This is a genomic window from Erwinia papayae (genome assembly GCF_058241465.1).
Map to the genome: position 1 here is coordinate 467,080 of NZ_JBZCHT010000009.1, position 18,734 is coordinate 485,813.

Sequence of the window (18,734 nt, forward strand, 5' to 3'; positions counted from 1 at the left end):
ACTGGATATGGAAAAATTAAACGCGTGGTTTGCAGCTAAAGGTATTAATGAATCTGATCTGAGAGAGGTGTTAATCAAATCAGAACAGGAGGATGTCATCCTGACAGGTAGCTTGCTGGCGGGCTATGGTGATGAAAATTCCGACGTGGATGTATATAAGATTATCGCAGATGAACATTACGAGCAGATCACATCTACTGCTGATAACGAAAGGAAATTTCAGCAACAGCGGCAAAGATTCACCATTAACTACATTGATGTTAAAGGCGTTGAGTTTGATGTTGAAATTCATCCTGCATCTAAAATAAAAAGGTTAATTGATGAATTTGCTGAGGTTGATGTCGACTCAGAACAGGGAATCATTGAAAGTTTTGATGGCTTGCGCAGTTTTGAAATTGCGGAAGCAATAGACTTGTTGAATCGTCTGAGTATCGGTCACCACCTCAGCGGAAAATCATTAATTTCAAAAAAAATAAAAGCGATATCCCGCCCTAAACTGGCAAAGTGGATGTCAGCAAGACGATTTATTGACAGTCATGATTTTGGCAAGACTTTCAGAAGGAATTTAAATAAGAAGGAATATCTTAACGCATACATAGCATTAACTCACCGTATTGATGCCGCAGTTGACTATGTCCTTTTTGCTGAGGAGACACTCTTTGACCGATGGAAATGGAGAAGCAAAATGGTGAACGGCAGCAATAATGAAAAAATGATTAAAGCCTATTATGAAGTTCATGTATGCGGCAATATCAGCAAACTGCATCTTATGCATTTGAATGAAATGACAGATGCTCTGATTGAAAATTATAAAAATTCGCGGAATAGTTTCATTTAATAAAGCATAAAAATAATAGCGATTGAGCTGGAGGTCAAAATGCAAAGCAATGACGTTGTGATAGATATTATTACTGAAAACTTACATCATTTCTCTAAACAATGTTTGAAAACAATCACTAATGAAATTGATAATGAAGATTCCGACCTTTATAAGTCAATAATAAGGAGGTTTTATAACGAAGTACTTGATAACTGCCGTTCAGGTACGCTGGCCAGAAGTATTAAAAACCACCTTAGGCCAGATGATAAAATAATAGACATAATGTGTGGGACAGGAACTCTGACTAAAGCGTTGGAAAATGCAGGATATAACATTGAAGCTGTTGAAAGGGAAAGTTCGCTTTATGGTGTTAAAAACTTTGAATATAAAAACTACGATGAAAATTGTAGCCTCGGCCACTATGATGTCAGCCTGCTAATTACCGTATTGCATCACGAAGAAAAATACTGGAATTTGCTTGAACTGGCAATGACCAATAGCGACAAAATTATAATAGTAGAAAACGTTATCGACAAAAGGCATACCCAGGAAATCCACGAAAAAATCGATGAATTTTTTAACAGAATGCTGAATCAGTTTTCTGCTGATTGTCCTGGTAAACATCTTAGTGATATTGAGTGGCGGATATTATTAAGCACTTTACAGTCATTTAAGCTTACCCGTGTAGAAAAAATTGGATTTGTACCCGGAATTCCGGTTCCTCACTATTTATATGTGCTGGAGAGAGAGTGCAATGGCAAAAAGAGCAGCAAATTGTCATGAGGCAATATGCAATGGCGAACCGGTCGAAGCGTTTGAGGGAAAAAAATCTCATTTATTCGCGGAGAATATCTGCTGAGAGATGATAACCTGCTACTGGATTGTCCGGATAAATACCGAAGAGTTGAAACATATCTTTTGGAACTCTATGCTATTCACCCGGATGTCAAATACAGGTTTTCCGATCTTGATTCTGGAGAGATGCTGATAGCTGGATTTTCCGATTGCTGTTTTGAAAAAAACACCATAACGGGAAATCGTGGACATCGTAATAAAAGTTTCCTTGCTCATCACTATAAACTTGAGTTTGAATTGCTCAAAAAGATATCTGATTCATTGTCGTTGCCCCTGTTGAAACTTATCGTGCCTTTTATCAGCTCACTACAAGAGTTATATAATATAAGAGACGGTTTGAACATCAGCAGTAATAAGATACAAATTATTCCAATGATAGAGACGCCCGGTATTCTTGATGAAATACTTTCAGAAGAAATGCTTCAGTTCGATGAAGTTGTTGTTGGCCTGAATGACTTAACGTCGCTTTATTATGGTATGACGCGTGAGAAAAATAGCATCAACGTTGGTGATGTTTTATATCAAAACTTACTTAAGTTGGTGGATAAAAAACTGAAAGTTACCCTGGCGGGCAATATCAGTTCTGAAACGATTCAGAATGCTGACGACACTTTTTCACTGGCTATGCACCTGTGGAACGGGTGGGATGATAATCTGGCCAGAGAGAGAGTCACAAAGATAAAAGAGCTGGCCTTACAATTGAAGCATGATTATTTCAAACGTAAATTGGTGGAAAATGAAAATTTCAGAATATATACCATATACGAAAAAAATAATATCAATAAGTGATATGCGGTCGATTGAAAGTGAAACGCATAAACATTTTGAAGATGCTTTTTTCAGAACTGAATACTATATCAGACAAAGCAAATCATGGATTGACTCTTTAAAATTTAAAGAAAAGTTGTATGCAGATATTCAGCAAGTGGTGAAAAATGGCTATAAACGCATTCTGCTACGCGCGCCAGATATCCAGTTAAATGAACTTGCTATCTACGATGCAAGATTCAATAAAGAAGATAATTCAATTATCGGGCATCGTGGTATCAGAATTCAACATCTTTATCATGACTATTTTTCGGACTTCAGAGAACTGTATCAGGAAATAATCACAAGTTTTTCCCTCTCCGTAGAAATTGTCTGGCCATATGTAACACAATTGAGAGAATGTGATATATTTGAACTGACTCCCAGCTATTACATCATGGTAGAAACGCCAGCACTGTTAATCGATCTTGTCCAGAAAAAGATAAGAAAGGAAATTAAGGGCTATGTAATTGGATTAAACGATCTCTACTCCCTCTATTTTGGTGCTTCGCGACAGGTAAGTTATTATCGGCAAGATATGTCAGAATTGATTAACTTCATCATTGAGATGATAGAAAAAAGTGAAATTGAAAAAAAATATATCTACTGGGCAGGATATTATGCAGAAAAAGATGCCCGGTTAATAGTGGAAAGAGGTTTTGAAAACTTAATCATCGATCAACAAGCGTTGACCTGTACTGATAGCACCATGGATAAGGTATGGGGTTTATACGATAAACAACTTGAAAAAATAAGAAGGGTGCTATGAATATTGAGCTGGCTAAGAAGAAAATGACAGAACTGGGGCTGCTGGTCAGCGGGATGCTGGAAAGTATCAGATACGACATTTTATATAAACAGTTTGTTGATGCTGAAGAGATACTAAAGGCCTGCGAACATTTATATGAGCTTGCCAGATGTTATGCATCGATTAATGAAAGAATAATTGAACTCAGGGGCAGCAGCAGAAAGATCAAAGCCGCCAGCAGAAAAAGTTTTCTCTCTTTGAAACGCGAAACCGAAGATAAAATAGCATCATATTATTCAAACAGCGATCCCATTCTTGATGCGCCAGGTCTGAAAGTTTTAAAAATGCTTTCACTGACATTAAAGGATTATACCTATCCCATCTCAAACAGCGATGACCTGGTTTATCATCCACAGTTGAATGGTATCAGCAGAGGGAAGAATAAGCCTGTTTATCTTGAATCGAAGGGATATGAAAAAGTCAATTTAAGTGAAAATATGAATACCACCTTGACCGAGGAAGAAGTAAAAGACCTCTGGTTACAGCGGGATGAAATTGATGCCGTTGAAACTTTCTTAATCGCCCTTGAAGCGCATTTAACCGAGAACGATGTCGAGAGTATCGTGACAACGTCAAGATTTGCCTGGGACGAAGCACGTCATCACTATTACGGTTTGATGAAACTGGCAGAATATGGAATTGATGAAAAAAGTTTACCTTACAACGTTGTGGGTATTGCTGTCAGATCAAATCTCGAACCTCTGCTGGCCCAGGCACAAATTCATCTTTTTGGCGAAGTAGGTATTATCAGTAGAATAAAAGAAGTTAAAAACAGTAACTCTGCAATCAGCGAAGATTTTCAATGGATTTATACCGATGAAAATATGCATGTCAATGAGGGGGTTGCCTTACTGAAAGCGAAAGGGGTTTATGGCAAGAGTGTCAGAAAACAGATTTCACAAAAATGCAAAAATGCATTGATTAAGCTGGATATATTTGATGAGGAGTATATCTCTGCTCTTGATGATAAACAGCTGAATATATTGATAGGTGAGTGATGATTACCAGACTCAATTATTTATCGGAAAAATTCAGGCGCGAAATCTATGGCTATTTAGGATTTTGTAATCTCACCGGTTCGATAAAAGATAAACCCGCGCTGATGATGGTCGAAGATCTGAAAAAAAAAGGCATCCAAAAAGATCGCTGGATCATTGAAGGAACGGCAGGGAATACGGGCACAGGACTTGCCTGGTATTGTAAACAAGCCGGTTATAAATTTATCGCAGTGGTTCCTGATAAAGTTTCACCTTAAAAAATTGAAAAATTAAAAGGTGTCTGTGAGAAAGTATTTGTCTGCCCGACAGTTTCAAAAGAACATCCGGATTTTTATCTTAAAAAGTGCGCAGACCTTGCTAATGAACTTGATGGGATATATATCGATCAGTTCAATAATTTAAGTAATATTCGTGCCCATGAGTGCTATACAGCACCAGATATTCACAGATACTTTGGGCAGCAGCCGGACGTGATCTTTTGTGGCATAGGAACCGGCGGCACCCTGAAAGGTCTGAGTAATTACTTTTCAAAATTGCCTGGAAAAACAGACTTTATCGTAGGGGATCCTCAAGGCAGCATTTACCACAAAACCATTAATTGCACATTGCTTTCGACAGAACATTTTGCCATAGAAGGTATTGGTAGTTCATATATCACGCCATTCTTCGATAATAATATTGTCAAGAAAGCCTACGCGATAAATGACCATGATGCTTATCTGGCATGTCGCGATTTTTATAAAAATGAAGGAATATGCTGCGGCGGTTCATCTGGTGTCCAGCTTATGGCACTGACGGAATACTGCTGTGACACTACCATTAAAAGTAAAGCGGGAAAAATAGTGTTAATGCTACCAGATCATGGTGGAAATTATATTGAGAAAATTTATAAGGAGGAGACATGTATATAGCCGGGCATGTCTATGTGGTGCAACAGGCATTTGAAAGAGACATCGATATTTTCCAACTGATGCAGGCTGATATATTCAGAAGTCACGACTATTCGGCAATCACCGGGAAAAATTATGAAGTTATAGAAAGCGAACCTTATATGTATCTGCATCTTTTAGGTGATTATCATATTCATTTTGGTAATCGCTATCAGGAGCTTAAGGCAGGCTGGGTTTATCAGAAAATGGGGATTGCCACCGATACCTGGAAGAAAATGCATAATCTTGGTTACACGACAGAGGACAGTAAAAGAGGTATCTGTCACTCCCTGGTTGAATATGTCGTTGATATTTATCTGGAGAAAAAAAACTTATGTAGGCAACTCAACGATGTTAAATCACAGCTTACTCATGACAAAGTGAATCTGGCGCGATGCGATGATCAATCCAGAGAAAAAGCGCACGACTACGTTAACCGGGTACATTTATCTGACAGCTATCATGAAATACTGGCACGCGCCGCTGCCAACAAGTTTTTCAAAACGAAAGACCAGAAAGTAACGGATTTTTTATGATGAACTATCCGTTATCTATCAGCGCCTGGATGAGCAATCAATTGAAAATGAGTTGAAAAATAACATCGAATTTATAAAGAGGAACATTCAATGGAAATCTTAGGGCATTATTATGTAGCCAAAAATATAATACCTTTATTTGACAGCGAAAAATACTCTTCTCAGAGTGACTATATGATGTTCCCTAATTATATGCACTGTCACGAGTGGTGTTATGAAAATTTATGGCGGCAGACAATGCTTGAACCTGAAATGGAAATGATAAAGATTCACGCTTTATCAGACTGGTTTGTGCATTATGGTGACTCTACTGCGAACAAATATAAGACAGGCTGGGCATATAGCAAAATGGACTGTGCAATAAAAGCAACAGATAAAGCCTTTGTGCGCCTCGCTGAACTTGGTTACCTTGATTATAACAAAGGAGACTACCGTTTTTTCTCGGAAAGGAAATCATTTAATATATTTCACAGTATCATTGAATATGCCATCGAACTGCATTTTCTGGAGAAGTTTACAGATGAAAATATTGAATTTATCATCAGTAGCTATAAAAATATAACCAGTAAAAAGGAGCATCTTTTTTCATATATGGCGGATCAGAATATACTTTCTGATCAAACAAAAGAAGTAATCAGTCAATCAATCGATCAGATGCAGGATATTGCATGGCAAAACAACATATTGCTATTTCCTGTCAGTGCTATGTTGGAAAAAGGCCGGGTGACGTCTAATCAGGAAACCAATGAAGTTATATTGCAGTTGATGCACGATGTTTGTGAAAAAGTCAGTCGGAGCGAAGCTGTCAATGCTCTTGACCTTGTAACGTCGAAAGTGTTGAATTTCGAGCAATATTATGATGGTGATTTTAGTGTTAAGAGTCATTATATTAACACCTGATCAGTTTTGTGTTGAAGACCTGACACATCAGGTCATGCTATTTCTGGAAAAGAGTAATATCACCCTGAACTCTTTTTTTCCTTTATCTGTGACAGATGACAATATCAATATTATCTATCCTGAGATGAAGGTCAGACACGGTCCGGTAAGCATGTATTCTCTCTCACCCTCTCTGGTATTGATCGTTGATATACCTGAAAATACAGATCTGAAGCTGCTTAAAGGATTAAGTCAGGGATTCAGAGAAAATACCATCAGGGGACTCTCTGCCCAAACACGAAAATCCTTTTCAGTAGTGCACACTTTTGATTCTGTTGATGAAGACAAACGATTTATTTCTGAAGTACTTGATGTTGTACTTGATGAATTAACACCACGAGAGATTGTTTTCGGTAGTCTGCTTGCCTTATTGCCGTTGTACACTCTGTCGAGAGAAAAACAGTTTTCAGCTACCGATGCGCTGGAAAAAATGATTTCTGTCATTGGTTACGGTATCGGCACCGATCTTATTGCAAATAACAGTAAGGCCGGTTCCTGGTTTAAGGAAATTGAGCAGCTATACCAGCAGCTTTTAAATGAACATCAGCCCGAACAGGTATTTCAAAAATTAAGAAATATTAAAAATATGAGTGTGCCACTTACTGAATTGCATATACACATTTGCGCGCTTGAACTTGTCAACGTTGAAAGGTAATTGTCGTATGCTGATTTCTAATGGCCGATGTCTGATATCAGATTTAATCTGGGTTACAGACAATTATCATCCTAATATTGAAATTACCCATCGTGAAGGTAAAAAGAACAACCTCAAATCGCTTACAGGTCAGGATTTGTCGGTCTATAAAAAAGTATGCCAACCTGATTCTGTCAGGACTGATGCCGGCTTCAGCGTCAGTGAATGCTTTAACAAAACACAGTGTCATGCAATCAACGATTTTCTTGTTTTAAATGATATCACACCATTCTGTTGTGATTTTTTGTCAACGGCAGGTCAGGGCAAGTTTTTTGTTCACGATCTGGATAAGGGGATATTTTGCTGCGTCATTACCTTTCCTCTGTTTCACATTGATGATGTTCTTCTCTCTGCACTGGCTGTTCGTAGTAAGCGAAATGGCATCGGTTCAGCTGTTGTCAGGCAGATAAGTAGCCTGCTTTCGCAAGGGTCTTCAATTTACGCCTTCTCCGAACATAAAGAAAATAACAGATTTTATCTGGCGAATAAATTTATCCCGGTTGACGATATCAAAGCAACTTATCATTGCAAAGGTAAATCATGAAAGACACTTCGGCTATCAGTAGTTATTATAACAGCATGTCTGAGCTACATGTTGATGTGCAGTTACAGAAAGAAGGAAAAAGTTCGACAGTGCTGTGGGATCCTTTTATCAGCGGTACAAGAAGGCAGGCTGAGATAACGTTTTCCAACATGCTCGGCTATAATGATTGCAGGCTGGTTAACTGTGGTATGGCTGCCATCTAGTCTGTACTGGTAGCCGAATTGCAACAATGTAAAAAAATAATAACGTCCCCAAAAACTTATTTTGAAACGGAAACTCTTTTTGATGATTTTATTCCTCAAGATGTTGAGATAGTACGCTGCGATCGATTTTTTAACGTGTCTGATACTGAGAATTGTCTGCTGTATTTCGAACCGTATATTAACGATCCTGTTTCTGGTTCAGTGATTTCCGGGCGAGATGACATCAGAAAACTGTGTGAAAAATATAAAACTGTAATTATAGATAACAGCCTCTTAGGCCCTGGTTTATCTTTACATGAAATTGCAGCAGATAACCTGATAGTTATTGAAAGCGGAGTAAAACATTATTGTGAAGATTTTGTTTTTGGTGCAATTTTTTTTAACAAAAACGCTGAGTATTTAGATAAAACAATTAAAACTACCGGTTCTGCACTTTGTAGTATGCTGGTCAGTAAATTACAACAGCATCTCGACGGTGGTGATTTTACTTACCGCAAACGTTTTCTCAATGATATTAATTTTTCGACTGTTAAATCACACTTCTTCAATGTGACCGTACCTTCACTCGATCATTGTGTCGCTCCTGTCATATATTTAGTGCCTCAAACTCAGATTAGTGCTTTACTGGATCTTCCCCTTCTGGTTGATTTAACAGTAAAAAGTGGCTATCCTGACCTTGTCAGAGCCGGTTTTGGTTGGTCAAAGACCTGCATGCGTTCCTATGCCGATGATGGTCTGAACCAAAAAAATGGGCTGAATTATATTCGTATTTCTTTAGGTTGCGAAGGCAAGGAATTTTTGTTCAGGCTACTGGCCACTGTCGAAGATTTATGCAAACAAATATACTTATAAATCTGGAGGTAAGTTGGTCATGTTTTTTTATTTGATGCATTTTAATGATTTTTTAAAAAATGTTTTGATAAAAATGACAGGCAGGTACGCTAAGTTCTACATAGCTTTCTTTGCTTTCCTTTATCTTACTACAATTACTGCCAGCTCTTTTTTCTATTACAAAATTATAGATCCTAAAATATGGCACAGTACCGAACTGTTTATCAGCTTATCTGTTTACATATTGCTTTATTATTTTCTGTACAATATTTCGTTTATTCTGGCTAATGTTGCCAGCTCTTTAAGTCAGGCTCTCTATTTTAGCAGAATTAAAAAAGAAAATTTACTACGAGCTACTCTTGAACGTGATATTAAATCGGTAGGTGAACTTCATAATATCTTCCTCAACTACTATGTGACTTTATCAATACTGTTAATTACCTGCTATCGCCTGGTGAAAATCAGCATTGCTCTTTTCGCTGTTTACGCGCTGGTCATAGGCCTGATTATGCTGGCACTGAAAGTATGGCAAAAAAAATAAAGCATCTTGATAAAAAAAGAAAAGCGGTCATCGACAGATTTATCCAGGCATCAAAAAAATCTCACTGGAGTAGTGCTTCTGTTATTCGTGCTTACGAAAACAAAATTGTATGGAAGCTACAAAAATACATGACCGTTTCCAGAGTCATATACAATCTTGCACCTTTGATGGCGCTGATTGTTGCCCTGACAGCTGCTTATCTTCATTTTTTTTCATTGTCACTGTCCCAGACAGCCAGCCTGGTTATTATCAGTACGGTGCTTATTGATATTGCAGACAGTACATCTTATCTGGTTTTTTACAGTTCCCAGATTACCAATGGTCTTGAAAGAATAAAAAAATTCTCGCTTATGGAAAGTCAGGAAGTTTATAACCAGTTTAGTTTTCTGAATAAAGATATGCTCAGATGCTTCATTAAAACCAGTCACAATTTTAAGCAGCACTGGCTGAAGCGATATGTCAGATATTTCGTACATGGTAAAAGTTCGTCGAAAACAGTTATATTGTTGTTGCTCTCTTTTGTCTTTTTAACAGCATACAGTTTTCTCAAATTTAAATTTGATGTTTTTGTTGTCAGTGGAGTAAATCTGATAACCCTGCTTTCAGTTATTATTGTTTCACTTTTTTGCCTGATGCTGGCCGATCTCTTACTGAAAAGGCTGTTCTATATCAATGCTAAATTTACTATCTTTGCTTTACTTCACAAACTAAGCCAAAGAAGAGTAAATGATAAAGATATTGAAGTCCTGTCTTACGATACTAAAGTTCTTGATGATGGCATATCTTTTTCGTTGACCGAATTTTTCTTCGCTCTTGCAACATCGTTAATATTTATCTATTCCTATGTAAAAATGGGAGCAAGTCTGTATATTCTGGCCGTAGTCATTGTGCTGTTTTCAATTGGTCAGTATGTTTACAGAAAACTGGCGGTTTTTACCAAGCAAATGGAAGTCTATTTCGTCACACGTTCAGGTACATTACTTTCTGGCGAAATAAAAAACTATCCGTATGCTGTGCAGGTTTATTTTTCATCATTATCTTCGCAACTTGCTAATACGATCAATAATCGTATTTTCATGATTTATTGTGCACTATTGATTTCAGCCGTAATTTTTTCATTGTCACAGTTTACTGTTACCTCTTCATTCCCTTTAATTGTAGCAACGGTATCACTGCTGTTTAAACTTTCACATTCACTCTCTTATGCAATTCGGTATCTGAGTCAGCTGGAAGGGTGGTCTATTTCTGTTGCACGTACCCTGTCCAGAATTTACTGAAATTCGCGCATCACGCGCCTGCTTTATTATTGAATATGAGGTGGTATGAATATCTATTCTTATCTTATTCTGAGCTGTTACAGAAATCGTGATAATGTGTTTCTGATAGAAAATGATAGCACTTACACTTATAACGATCTTCTTGAATCGATAATTTCTCAAAAAAAGAGATTTATTTCTCAGATTGATCAGGAGGGAATTAACAGGGTTGATATTCTTGAGGGGAATGCTTTTTCACTTACTGTTTTTTTAATGCTGGCGCTCTCAGCAGGCATTCATCTCAGGATAAAAAACAGAACAGTTGCTGCATCAAATCAGCTGGATAATGGCTGTATCGATAGCAGGACTTATCAGACAGATAAGAATTGCTACGATGAAACTGAAATCCAAAAATTTCTCACCGAAACAATTATTAATGACAAATCTGAACATTTCAGACTGTCTCTTTTTTCATCAGGTAGCTCGTCAGGTCAACCGACAGAGATGATTGCGAGTTCAAAAAACCTGTTTTTCTCTCTGATGAGTATTTCCTCTGTACTTAAATACAATAATCATTCCCGTATTGGTTTTTGTACACCTCTTTCTTTTGATTACAGTCTGTATCAGATATTAATGTCCCTATCCGCAGGCGCATCCGTTGTTTATTATGATTTTCGGGAATACCTGCATCGGGTTTTTGTAAAATTCTCTGAACACAAAGCGGATTGTCTTGCGTTAATACCCGCAATACTGAAGCATTATGTCATCGCCAGCAAGAATGATCCCTCACTGTATGCGCCTGTTCAAATTACACTGACCGGTGAAACCTTCACCCAACAACTTTATGACAGCTGTAAGCTGGCATTGCCTGAAACGCATATTATTACTATGTATGGCATTACCGAATGTAAACGTGTTTCAATTATGCCTCTGTCGTGTTGTGCTGTCGACAGCCAGTGCTGTGGGGTTGCTATTCCGGGAATTACTATAGCTGTTCGTGATCTCAATAGCAGTGCACTGATGCGGCAGGGAAAGGGCGAATGTATCGTGCGTGGTGATAATGTTCTGCTTGGTTATCAGGATTCTGGTCCATGCCAGTTTATTAACACTGACGAAGGGCGTGCGCTTTTCACCGGAGATCGTATCAATCTCACTGCGGAAGGGTATGTTTATTTTGAAGGCCGTGAAAGTGAAATGATAAAAGTTAACGGCGTCAGAATTGATACCCGACCTTTAATAAAGTCTATTAACGATAAATTCGCTCTTAAATTAAAAATAAAATCCACTGATAACTTTATTGAAGTTATTAGCAAAAATATTACAGAAGATACAGCAACCCTTGAGATTTTTATCAAAAACTATATTAATAATAATCACGGTATAACCATCAAAGGTGTCGAATTTAAACAGATTAATAACGCTCTGTTAAATCATAATCTCAAGGAGTAAAAATGATCAATAGTATTCCTGTCGATTGTCGCACTAATTCAATTCTGGGTATTCTAAACAATTCTGTGTATAAAAATATCATAGCCTCAGTCTGCTATATGGACATCTTCATCGATTTTAACCGTGAAAAACGGAGTGTCAGAATAGAACAAAGTAATCCGGTATTTTCTCTTGCTAAATTCGGTTTCGAAATAGAATCCAGAACTTATCAGCAGAAAGATATGTCCGAGGCATATGAAGATATCATCAAATCTTCTGGCATTGTCATTCAACATTCATACAGTACTTTGTTGCGAAGAATGCGAATGATAAAAGTGAATCTACCTGTTGATATACCTCATATGGTTTATTCTCAACAAATGCGTAAGGTTGATGATAATCTCATATTTAATACTACCGATCTGAAATTCAGGGTGATGAGTTGGCAACATTTTTTTCTCAATGAAGATGATGAAGTGATTATTTATTTAATCCGTAAAAAGCCTGATAAAGTATATGACAATAATGTGCTTATCAGCTCTGCAAAAGATGCTATGGAAGTTTATTTGTCCACGGTAAACTCAAAGTTGATTGCAGATATTCTCTCTGATATGCACCAGGATATTATCGCAGATAAAAAATATGAATCTGCTGCAATATGGAATCGCAATGTATGGAAGTTGTATATCACGCGCGGATGGTATCATCAATGTCTGCAAAATCTTTTCCCTGCTTGCAGTAAAAATGAATCCGTGTCACTGCTTTCTTTGGGGTATAAATCGATCAGTGATTCAATTGTAGAAAATGTTATTAATAATAAAAATTACAGCCTGAATGATTATATTCAACTTTTTGGAGAGCACCTGGACAATGAACATAAAACGATTGCAGAAATCTATGAAAAAATCTGAGGTTACAGATATTATAATTAGTTGTAAATCTATTGAATGTTTAAAATCGGCTATTGAGTCTGTGGAGTTTAATCAACTCTTTTATCTTAAATTTATTACCGATGCCGATGTTCATAACATTCTTCAGGCGCTTTCTGCTCACTCACTCTCTTTAGGTATCTCCTTCGCTCAACATATGCAATCTGTCTATGCGTTGATCGAATGTAATATTACCGATTTCACTGATACCGGACTCATTTGTTCTGCAACTACCACCGTCAACGGATCTTCCCTGACTTCGTTAGTGGAACTGATGCACATTGAGGGTCAACTCAGTCGCGTGTGCCCTGTTATCAGTTTTTTCAGTCTGGCATCACATATTCTGTTTACCGGTAAAATAGCCGATAAGCCGGTGCTGGTTTTTGCACCGATTAAGGAATTGAATATTTTGCACCATCATTTTCTCCAGGGCATGGGTATGCATGAGAACAAAATATCTTCTGTTACGTTCTCTCTGGATAGTCGTAAGGCCCTGATCATCCATAATAATATTAAATTTATCTTAAATGAGGTGATTGCCTTCTACGCACATTATTTGTGGAGTATCTGCTGGAATAGCACTATGCGTGCCATGTTTGACAGTCTTCTTAACTTCATCAGTAATAAAAAAAATGAGGCCATATTTCAAAGGCTGAACAAATTAAATAATCTGTTGGTTATCAATGATTCCCTCATAATGAGAGTTTCACGTATTGCCAGTGAAAAAATCTCTCATATTGACAAACATGTGGTGCTCAATTCTGCCAAATTAATTATTTCAGAAAACGCATCACAATTTGCTGATATTTTTATGCAATCGTTAGGTTTTAAGAATGGCTACATGGCAGTCAATGATGACAGGTTACACAATCAATATCATGATCTGAAATCTGCGGTTTATATGTTTAACAATGATACACTTTACGATATCAATTTCAAATCCATATTATTATCCTTTCAGCTGTCAGGAAGAGAAAAATGATAGAAATTATCAAAAGTTATATTTTATCAAATACTGGCAATACGCCTGGTGATGAAATTTATCAGACGGACTTTTTTGCAACAGGTCTGGATTCACTGCTTTTAGTCGGCCTTATTGTAGAACTTGAAACCCATAATAATACTCAGCTGAGTGAGGAGACGCTAGCCGAACTATTATCTGGGTCGGACACAACCTTCGGAGAGTTAATTGATGCTTTCAAAAGATAATTCATTGCATCAGGCTAAAATTTCATATTCAAAGCTTGAGATAATGAAGAATATACTTGCCCTGCAAAATTTTTTACCTGATTTCTCTTCATTAATCTATTCGTTAAAAGCTAATAATTATCCACCATTAATCGATTTTATTTCGGATTTTACTCAGGGATTTGATGTTTGTTCACAGCAAGAGATGGATATTCTTATTGATGCTAATGTATCTGGCAAAGATATATTTATCACTGGTTATGACAAAGTTAATATTCATCTCTCTTCTTTTATTAATTTGTCATCTCAAAGTAATTCATTGTTTTTTGTACTGGAATCTGTACGCGAAATCGAATTTTTTAAAAAACTGGTTCAGAACGGTATTGATGGCAAAGGGCTGTTTCGTCTTTCTTATATGCCCGGTACAACTTATGGTATTTATAATGGCTTACCAAAAAGTCATTTCGGTATGACAGCAAAACAGATTGTAGACTGCCTGGCTGGAGGTGGGTATTTTTATTTAAAAAATATTGTTGGTTTTCACTGTTATATCGGCTCCCAGATCCAGAGCATCGATGCAGTAATGATTTCTCTGGGTAATGCGCTTGATGAGATAAAAACAATCTGCCAGGCTACGGATTTTCAGCCGGACGTTATTAATTTTGGTGGAGGGTTTCCGCATACCTTCGGTTTACCTCATAAAGCTATGTCCTTGCCTGATGTTTCACTTACCGAATCGCTGAGCAGTAAACTCAGAACGTTGAACCATATGCCTGAATCTGTGTTTTTTGAGAGCGGGCGGGGCATTGTTGGCGGCTCAGGGCGTCTTGAAGTGAGCCTGTTGGATTACAACATTAATGCAGAGTCACCTTTTCTGGTAGTCAATGCCGGGATATCTCAGGTTGGTGCATTACATCTGGTCAGATCGTTACGTCATTCACCAATGACATTCTATGCCAGCAATCGACAGCCTGAGAGTTTTGCTGGTTTACAGAAATTTGACGTCTACGGTCCTGCCTGCACCTCTCTTGATCACGTCGGCACGGCGTATGTGGATGTAGCATCTCTCTCTGAGTTAAAAACACTTTACTGTGACAATATGGGGGCTTATGCCGCCAGTGCAGCGCTAAATGGATTTCATGCCAAGGGCAGAATTAATGAGGAACTGATTTAATCGGCGATGATGACTTTTCTTTTAATGCTCCTTTTTTTATTTGATCAATGGGTTGACCGTACTGTGCTGACTTACGCTGGCGTAATAAAGCCTGTCTACCAGGTTGAAAAGTATGATTGTGGCCTTGCCTGTGTTTGTACGCTAGCTTCTCACTATGGTTATCATCTTTCACTGAACCAGCTGAGGAAAAATTATCCGCCTGGATCGACAGGACTGTCATTTAACACTCTTAAACAGATTACCGACCGGTGCGGTATTGAATCCTGTTGCAAAAAAATACCCATCACTGCTTTTAAATTGCTCACTGTGCCGGTAATCAGCCACCTTAAAAATGCACATTACGTTGTTTTTCTTGGTGTGAGAAATCATTGCTACCACTATTTTGATCCTGCGCGTGGATTCTGTATCACTGATGCTGAAGGCTGGAATAATCTGTCAAGTGGCGTGATTTTATTCCCTCTGCGCAGGGCAAAATCGGTATCGTCACTTATACATTTTTTCACCTCTGGTTTTGGGTTTGCTTTGCCATTGTCGCATTATTTTTTTATTGATTTTATACTTTCAGTATCGCTGTTTATGTTGTCTTTATACTTTAATGCGCATTCTGTTTTATTATCATTTATCTACTCTTTTTTTACTGCCCTTATATTTAGTTCTGCCGCAGGTAAGTTGTCAGCAAGGATAGAAAGAGTTAACAATATGCAGCCGTCGATAACACCGTACTTACTGGCTTATCAGATTTCAGTCATAAATCGGTTAAATAAAAAAACCATGTTTTTTTTCTTTCCTGTGTTTTTTTTTGCCGCTGGCATATTCTGTTTCACCCCAGCTAAGTTAATTCTGTTATTGATATTTTATGTGATAACACTGTGGTTTCTTTTTTTTAATGCTGACTTCAGAGAGCGTTACTACCTGAAAAGAACTTATCGCAGTGAACTCAGCGCGATGCTCAGTTCTGACAGGATAGTGCGAAAAACAACGGGAATAGAATTTTATATCCTGACAGGTTTTCTGATTTTGCTCTGTTTGTACAGTTGCTTCGACGTTCTGGCAATGTGGTCGTTCTCTGTGGTGATGGCGTATTTTTTGTCGCGTTGGATGTTTAATTTTTATCTTGATTTGAAAGAATTTCTTTTCATTTTTAATGCAGAGTAGATCGACAAATATGTTGTTATCGCCCGTTATCTGTCCGTGATGGCACAGTCGCTGCTGAAAGGCGGTGATTTGCGAAAGTTGCGTCATTGTTGAGAACAATCTTGCATAAAAAAAGCCGGTGTCGTGAGACACCGGCTTTTTTTTGAATCTGGCTCCTCTGACTGGACTCGAACCAGTGACATACGGATTAACAGTCCGCCGTTCTACCGACTGAACTACAGAGGAATCGCTTGAACGGGGCGGATAATATCCAGAGCGCTGGCGGATGTCAAAGCCTGTTTTCGCACTTTTTAACTGACTGCTGAATAAATCAACAGTTTATCAATTAAGCCCTCCATGCGACGTTAAAACAATAAATTCAGGGGGATTTCATCATTCAGAATTTGCTGCCATGCAGGTCAGGCGGTTAATCAGGCTCGCTGCAAGAGAGGCCTGATTTAACCGACGGCTGAGCGGCGAGCTGTCTGCCCACCGTTAACCTGCCGCAGCGCGGGCAGGTTATCACTAGAAACAGACTGTTAGCGGAACGGTGGCTCATTGAAAGTACGCAGCTTGCGCGAATGCAGTTTGTCACCTTCGGCACGCAGCAGGTTAATAGCATAAATACCTATTTGCAGGTGTTCAGAAATCGCGCCTTCGTAAAAACGATTGGCCTGTCCCGGAAGCTTGATTTCGCCATGCAAGGGTTTATCTGAAACGCACAATAAGGTGCCGTAAGGGACGCGGAAACGGTAGCCCTGAGCGGCAATGGTCGCACTCTCCATATCCACGGCAACCGCACGGCTGAGGTTAAAGCGCAACGCTGAGGCAGAGTAACGCAGTTCCCAGTTGCGATCGTCCGTGGTCACCACTGTGCCGGTACGCAGCCGCTGCTTCACCTGCTCACCCGGCATACCGCTTACCTCGCGTGTCGCATCAAACAGCGCTCGTTGCACTTCAGCAATGCTGGGCACGGGAATATCCGGCGGGAGCACCGCATCCAGCACATGGTCATCACGCAGATAGGCATGAGCCAGCACATAGTCGCCAATGGTCTGACTTTCGCGGAGCCCACCACAGTGACCAATCATCAGCCAGGCATGCGGACGTAACACCGCGAGGTGATCGCAAATGGTCTTGGCGTTCGACGGGCCGACGCCAATATTTATCAGCGTAATACCCTGACCCTCTTTGGCAATCAGGTGCCAGGCCGGCATCTGATGATTTTTCCACGCCAGGCCTGACAGGGTTTCCTGCGGATTTGGGGTATCGGCGTTGATGTAAATGCCGCCTGCGCAGGAAAGGGCCAGCCAGGGCGAGTCCGGATCGGCGATCTGCTCACAGCCCCAGCGGACAAATTCATCCACATAGCGGGTGTAGTTAGTAAACAGGACCCAGGACTGAAAATGTTCAACAGGGGTGCCGGTGTAGTGGCGCAGTCTGGCCAGTGAAAAATCGGTGCGCAATGCATCAAAATGCGAAAGCGGAAATTGTGCGCCTGGCTGATAAATGCCGTCGGCATTTTCGTCGCCAATTTGTGCCAGTTCAGTGGTGGGAAAATGCTGCGCCAGTCCGGCGCTCATGCTGCGATCCAACCCAAGATTGGCCCCGTCAATGACATAGGGAAAGGGAATTTCCTGATTTGATGGTTTCACTTCCAGTGTGACCGGATATTCGTTGCTCAATATCTCCAGTTGTTCAGCAAGATAACGACGGAACAGGGCTGGACGTGTCACGGTGGTAGCGTAACTGCCCGGACGGGTGAATCGCCCAAAAGCCCGCGAATTTTTATGGCTGCCTGCATCTCCTTCCCAACTTACGCGTAGCTCTGGGTAGACAAACAGTCCTTGCGCGCGCCGGGTATCATCCGGCAAGGTGCCACTGCGAATATAGCTTTCAATAGCTTCACGCAGCGCTGTAACCGCGTTTTCATAGAGAAGATCCAGCTGGTCCAGTGCTTGTGCTACCGTTAATTTTGCAGGTTGAGTCATGTTTTTTCCTCACTGTTTTTTCACCGACTATGTTAACTGAAAGTGAAGATAAGCGCCCGCCAGTGAGAAAATTGTCTTTTGGCAGCGAGCGTTGCCAGCAGGGGCAAGGTAGCGATCGGATATATAAGG

General features: G+C 39.2%; 20 protein-coding genes, 1 tRNA gene and 1 pseudogene. 20 read left to right on the forward strand and 2 right to left on the reverse strand.

Features of this window, described 5'->3' with window-relative positions:
• Positions 1-7 precede the first annotated feature (7 nt).
• From AC3RPL_RS06890 to AC3RPL_RS06985, 20 genes and pseudogenes are all read left to right on the forward strand, one after another.
• A complete protein-coding gene (locus tag AC3RPL_RS06890; protein ID WP_490739423.1) occupies positions 8-838 on the forward strand; it encodes a hypothetical protein in 831 nt (276 codons plus the stop codon).
• A gap of 39 nt (positions 839-877) precedes the next feature.
• Positions 878-1,603: a class I SAM-dependent methyltransferase gene (locus AC3RPL_RS06895; RefSeq protein WP_490739424.1), complete on the forward strand. Its 726-nt coding sequence runs from the start codon at positions 878-880 to the stop codon at positions 1,601-1,603.
• Between the two features lie 93 nt (positions 1,604-1,696).
• Positions 1,697-2,464 carry a putative PEP-binding protein gene (locus tag AC3RPL_RS06900; RefSeq protein ID WP_490740648.1) on the forward strand — a complete coding sequence of 256 codons (768 nt, stop codon included), beginning with the start codon at positions 1,697-1,699 and terminating at the stop codon, positions 2,462-2,464.
• Positions 2,412-3,251 carry a putative PEP-binding protein gene (locus tag AC3RPL_RS06905; RefSeq protein ID WP_490739425.1) on the forward strand — a complete coding sequence of 280 codons (840 nt, stop codon included), beginning with the start codon at positions 2,412-2,414 and terminating at the stop codon, positions 3,249-3,251. Before AC3RPL_RS06900 ends, AC3RPL_RS06905 begins: the two co-directional genes overlap by 53 nt.
• Entirely contained in the window at positions 3,248-4,288 is a 1,041-nt protein-coding gene (locus AC3RPL_RS06910; protein WP_490739426.1) for a hypothetical protein, read from the forward strand. The genes AC3RPL_RS06905 and AC3RPL_RS06910 overlap by 4 nt, the downstream gene beginning before the upstream one ends.
• A pseudogene (locus tag AC3RPL_RS06915) lies at positions 4,288-5,199 on the forward strand (cysteine synthase family protein). Before AC3RPL_RS06910 ends, AC3RPL_RS06915 begins: the two are co-directional and overlap by 1 nt.
• A complete protein-coding gene (locus AC3RPL_RS06920) occupies positions 5,190-5,753 on the forward strand; it encodes a hypothetical protein (RefSeq protein ID WP_490739427.1) in 564 nt (187 codons plus the stop codon). The pseudogene AC3RPL_RS06915 and the gene AC3RPL_RS06920 overlap by 10 nt, the downstream one beginning before the upstream one ends.
• 90 nt (positions 5,754-5,843) lie before the next feature.
• Positions 5,844-6,653 carry a hypothetical protein gene (locus AC3RPL_RS06925; protein WP_490739428.1) on the forward strand — a complete coding sequence of 270 codons (810 nt, stop codon included), beginning with the start codon at positions 5,844-5,846 and terminating at the stop codon, positions 6,651-6,653.
• Positions 6,625-7,347 carry a hypothetical protein gene (locus tag AC3RPL_RS06930; RefSeq protein ID WP_490739429.1) on the forward strand — a complete coding sequence of 241 codons (723 nt, stop codon included), beginning with the start codon at positions 6,625-6,627 and terminating at the stop codon, positions 7,345-7,347. The genes AC3RPL_RS06925 and AC3RPL_RS06930 overlap by 29 nt, the downstream gene beginning before the upstream one ends.
• A 7-nt stretch (positions 7,348-7,354) precedes the next feature.
• Positions 7,355-7,930 (forward strand): hypothetical protein, encoded by a 576-nt coding sequence (locus AC3RPL_RS06935; protein ID WP_490739430.1) that lies wholly within the window; start codon positions 7,355-7,357, stop codon positions 7,928-7,930.
• Positions 7,927-8,133 carry a hypothetical protein gene (locus AC3RPL_RS06940; protein WP_490739431.1) on the forward strand — a complete coding sequence of 69 codons (207 nt, stop codon included), beginning with the start codon at positions 7,927-7,929 and terminating at the stop codon, positions 8,131-8,133. Before AC3RPL_RS06935 ends, AC3RPL_RS06940 begins: the two co-directional genes overlap by 4 nt.
• A gap of 18 nt (positions 8,134-8,151) precedes the next feature.
• On the forward strand, positions 8,152-8,985 hold the full coding sequence (locus tag AC3RPL_RS06945; RefSeq protein WP_490739432.1) for a hypothetical protein: 834 nt from the start codon (positions 8,152-8,154) through the stop codon (positions 8,983-8,985).
• A gap of 19 nt (positions 8,986-9,004) precedes the next feature.
• Complete coding sequence (locus tag AC3RPL_RS06950) at positions 9,005-9,505, forward strand: hypothetical protein (protein ID WP_490739433.1); 501 nt, start codon at positions 9,005-9,007, stop codon at positions 9,503-9,505.
• Positions 9,490-10,782, forward strand: coding sequence for a hypothetical protein (locus AC3RPL_RS06955; protein WP_490739434.1), 1,293 nt, complete (start codon positions 9,490-9,492; stop codon positions 10,780-10,782). The genes AC3RPL_RS06950 and AC3RPL_RS06955 overlap by 16 nt, the downstream gene beginning before the upstream one ends.
• Before the next feature lie 45 nt (positions 10,783-10,827).
• Positions 10,828-12,210: an AMP-binding protein gene (locus AC3RPL_RS06960; RefSeq protein WP_490739435.1), complete on the forward strand. Its 1,383-nt coding sequence runs from the start codon at positions 10,828-10,830 to the stop codon at positions 12,208-12,210.
• Between the two features lie 2 nt (positions 12,211-12,212).
• A complete protein-coding gene (locus AC3RPL_RS06965; protein ID WP_490739436.1) occupies positions 12,213-13,100 on the forward strand; it encodes a hypothetical protein in 888 nt (295 codons plus the stop codon).
• A complete protein-coding gene (locus AC3RPL_RS06970; RefSeq protein WP_490739437.1) occupies positions 13,087-14,100 on the forward strand; it encodes a hypothetical protein in 1,014 nt (337 codons plus the stop codon). Before AC3RPL_RS06965 ends, AC3RPL_RS06970 begins: the two co-directional genes overlap by 14 nt.
• Entirely contained in the window at positions 14,097-14,327 is a 231-nt protein-coding gene (locus tag AC3RPL_RS06975) for an acyl carrier protein (protein ID WP_490739438.1), read from the forward strand. Before AC3RPL_RS06970 ends, AC3RPL_RS06975 begins: the two co-directional genes overlap by 4 nt.
• Positions 14,311-15,480 carry a type III PLP-dependent enzyme domain-containing protein gene (locus AC3RPL_RS06980; protein ID WP_490739439.1) on the forward strand — a complete coding sequence of 390 codons (1,170 nt, stop codon included), beginning with the start codon at positions 14,311-14,313 and terminating at the stop codon, positions 15,478-15,480. Before AC3RPL_RS06975 ends, AC3RPL_RS06980 begins: the two co-directional genes overlap by 17 nt.
• Before the next feature lie 6 nt (positions 15,481-15,486).
• Entirely contained in the window at positions 15,487-16,635 is a 1,149-nt protein-coding gene (locus tag AC3RPL_RS06985) for a cysteine peptidase family C39 domain-containing protein (protein WP_490739440.1), read from the forward strand.
• Between the two features lie 149 nt (positions 16,636-16,784).
• Here AC3RPL_RS06985 and AC3RPL_RS06990 read toward each other — a convergent pair.
• A tRNA-Asn gene (locus AC3RPL_RS06990) sits at positions 16,785-16,860 on the reverse strand.
• A gap of 293 nt (positions 16,861-17,153) precedes the next feature.
• Complete coding sequence (locus AC3RPL_RS06995; RefSeq protein ID WP_034935475.1) at positions 17,154-18,605, reverse strand: AMP nucleosidase; 1,452 nt, start codon at positions 18,603-18,605, stop codon at positions 17,154-17,156.
• Positions 18,606-18,734: the final 129 nt, after the last annotated feature.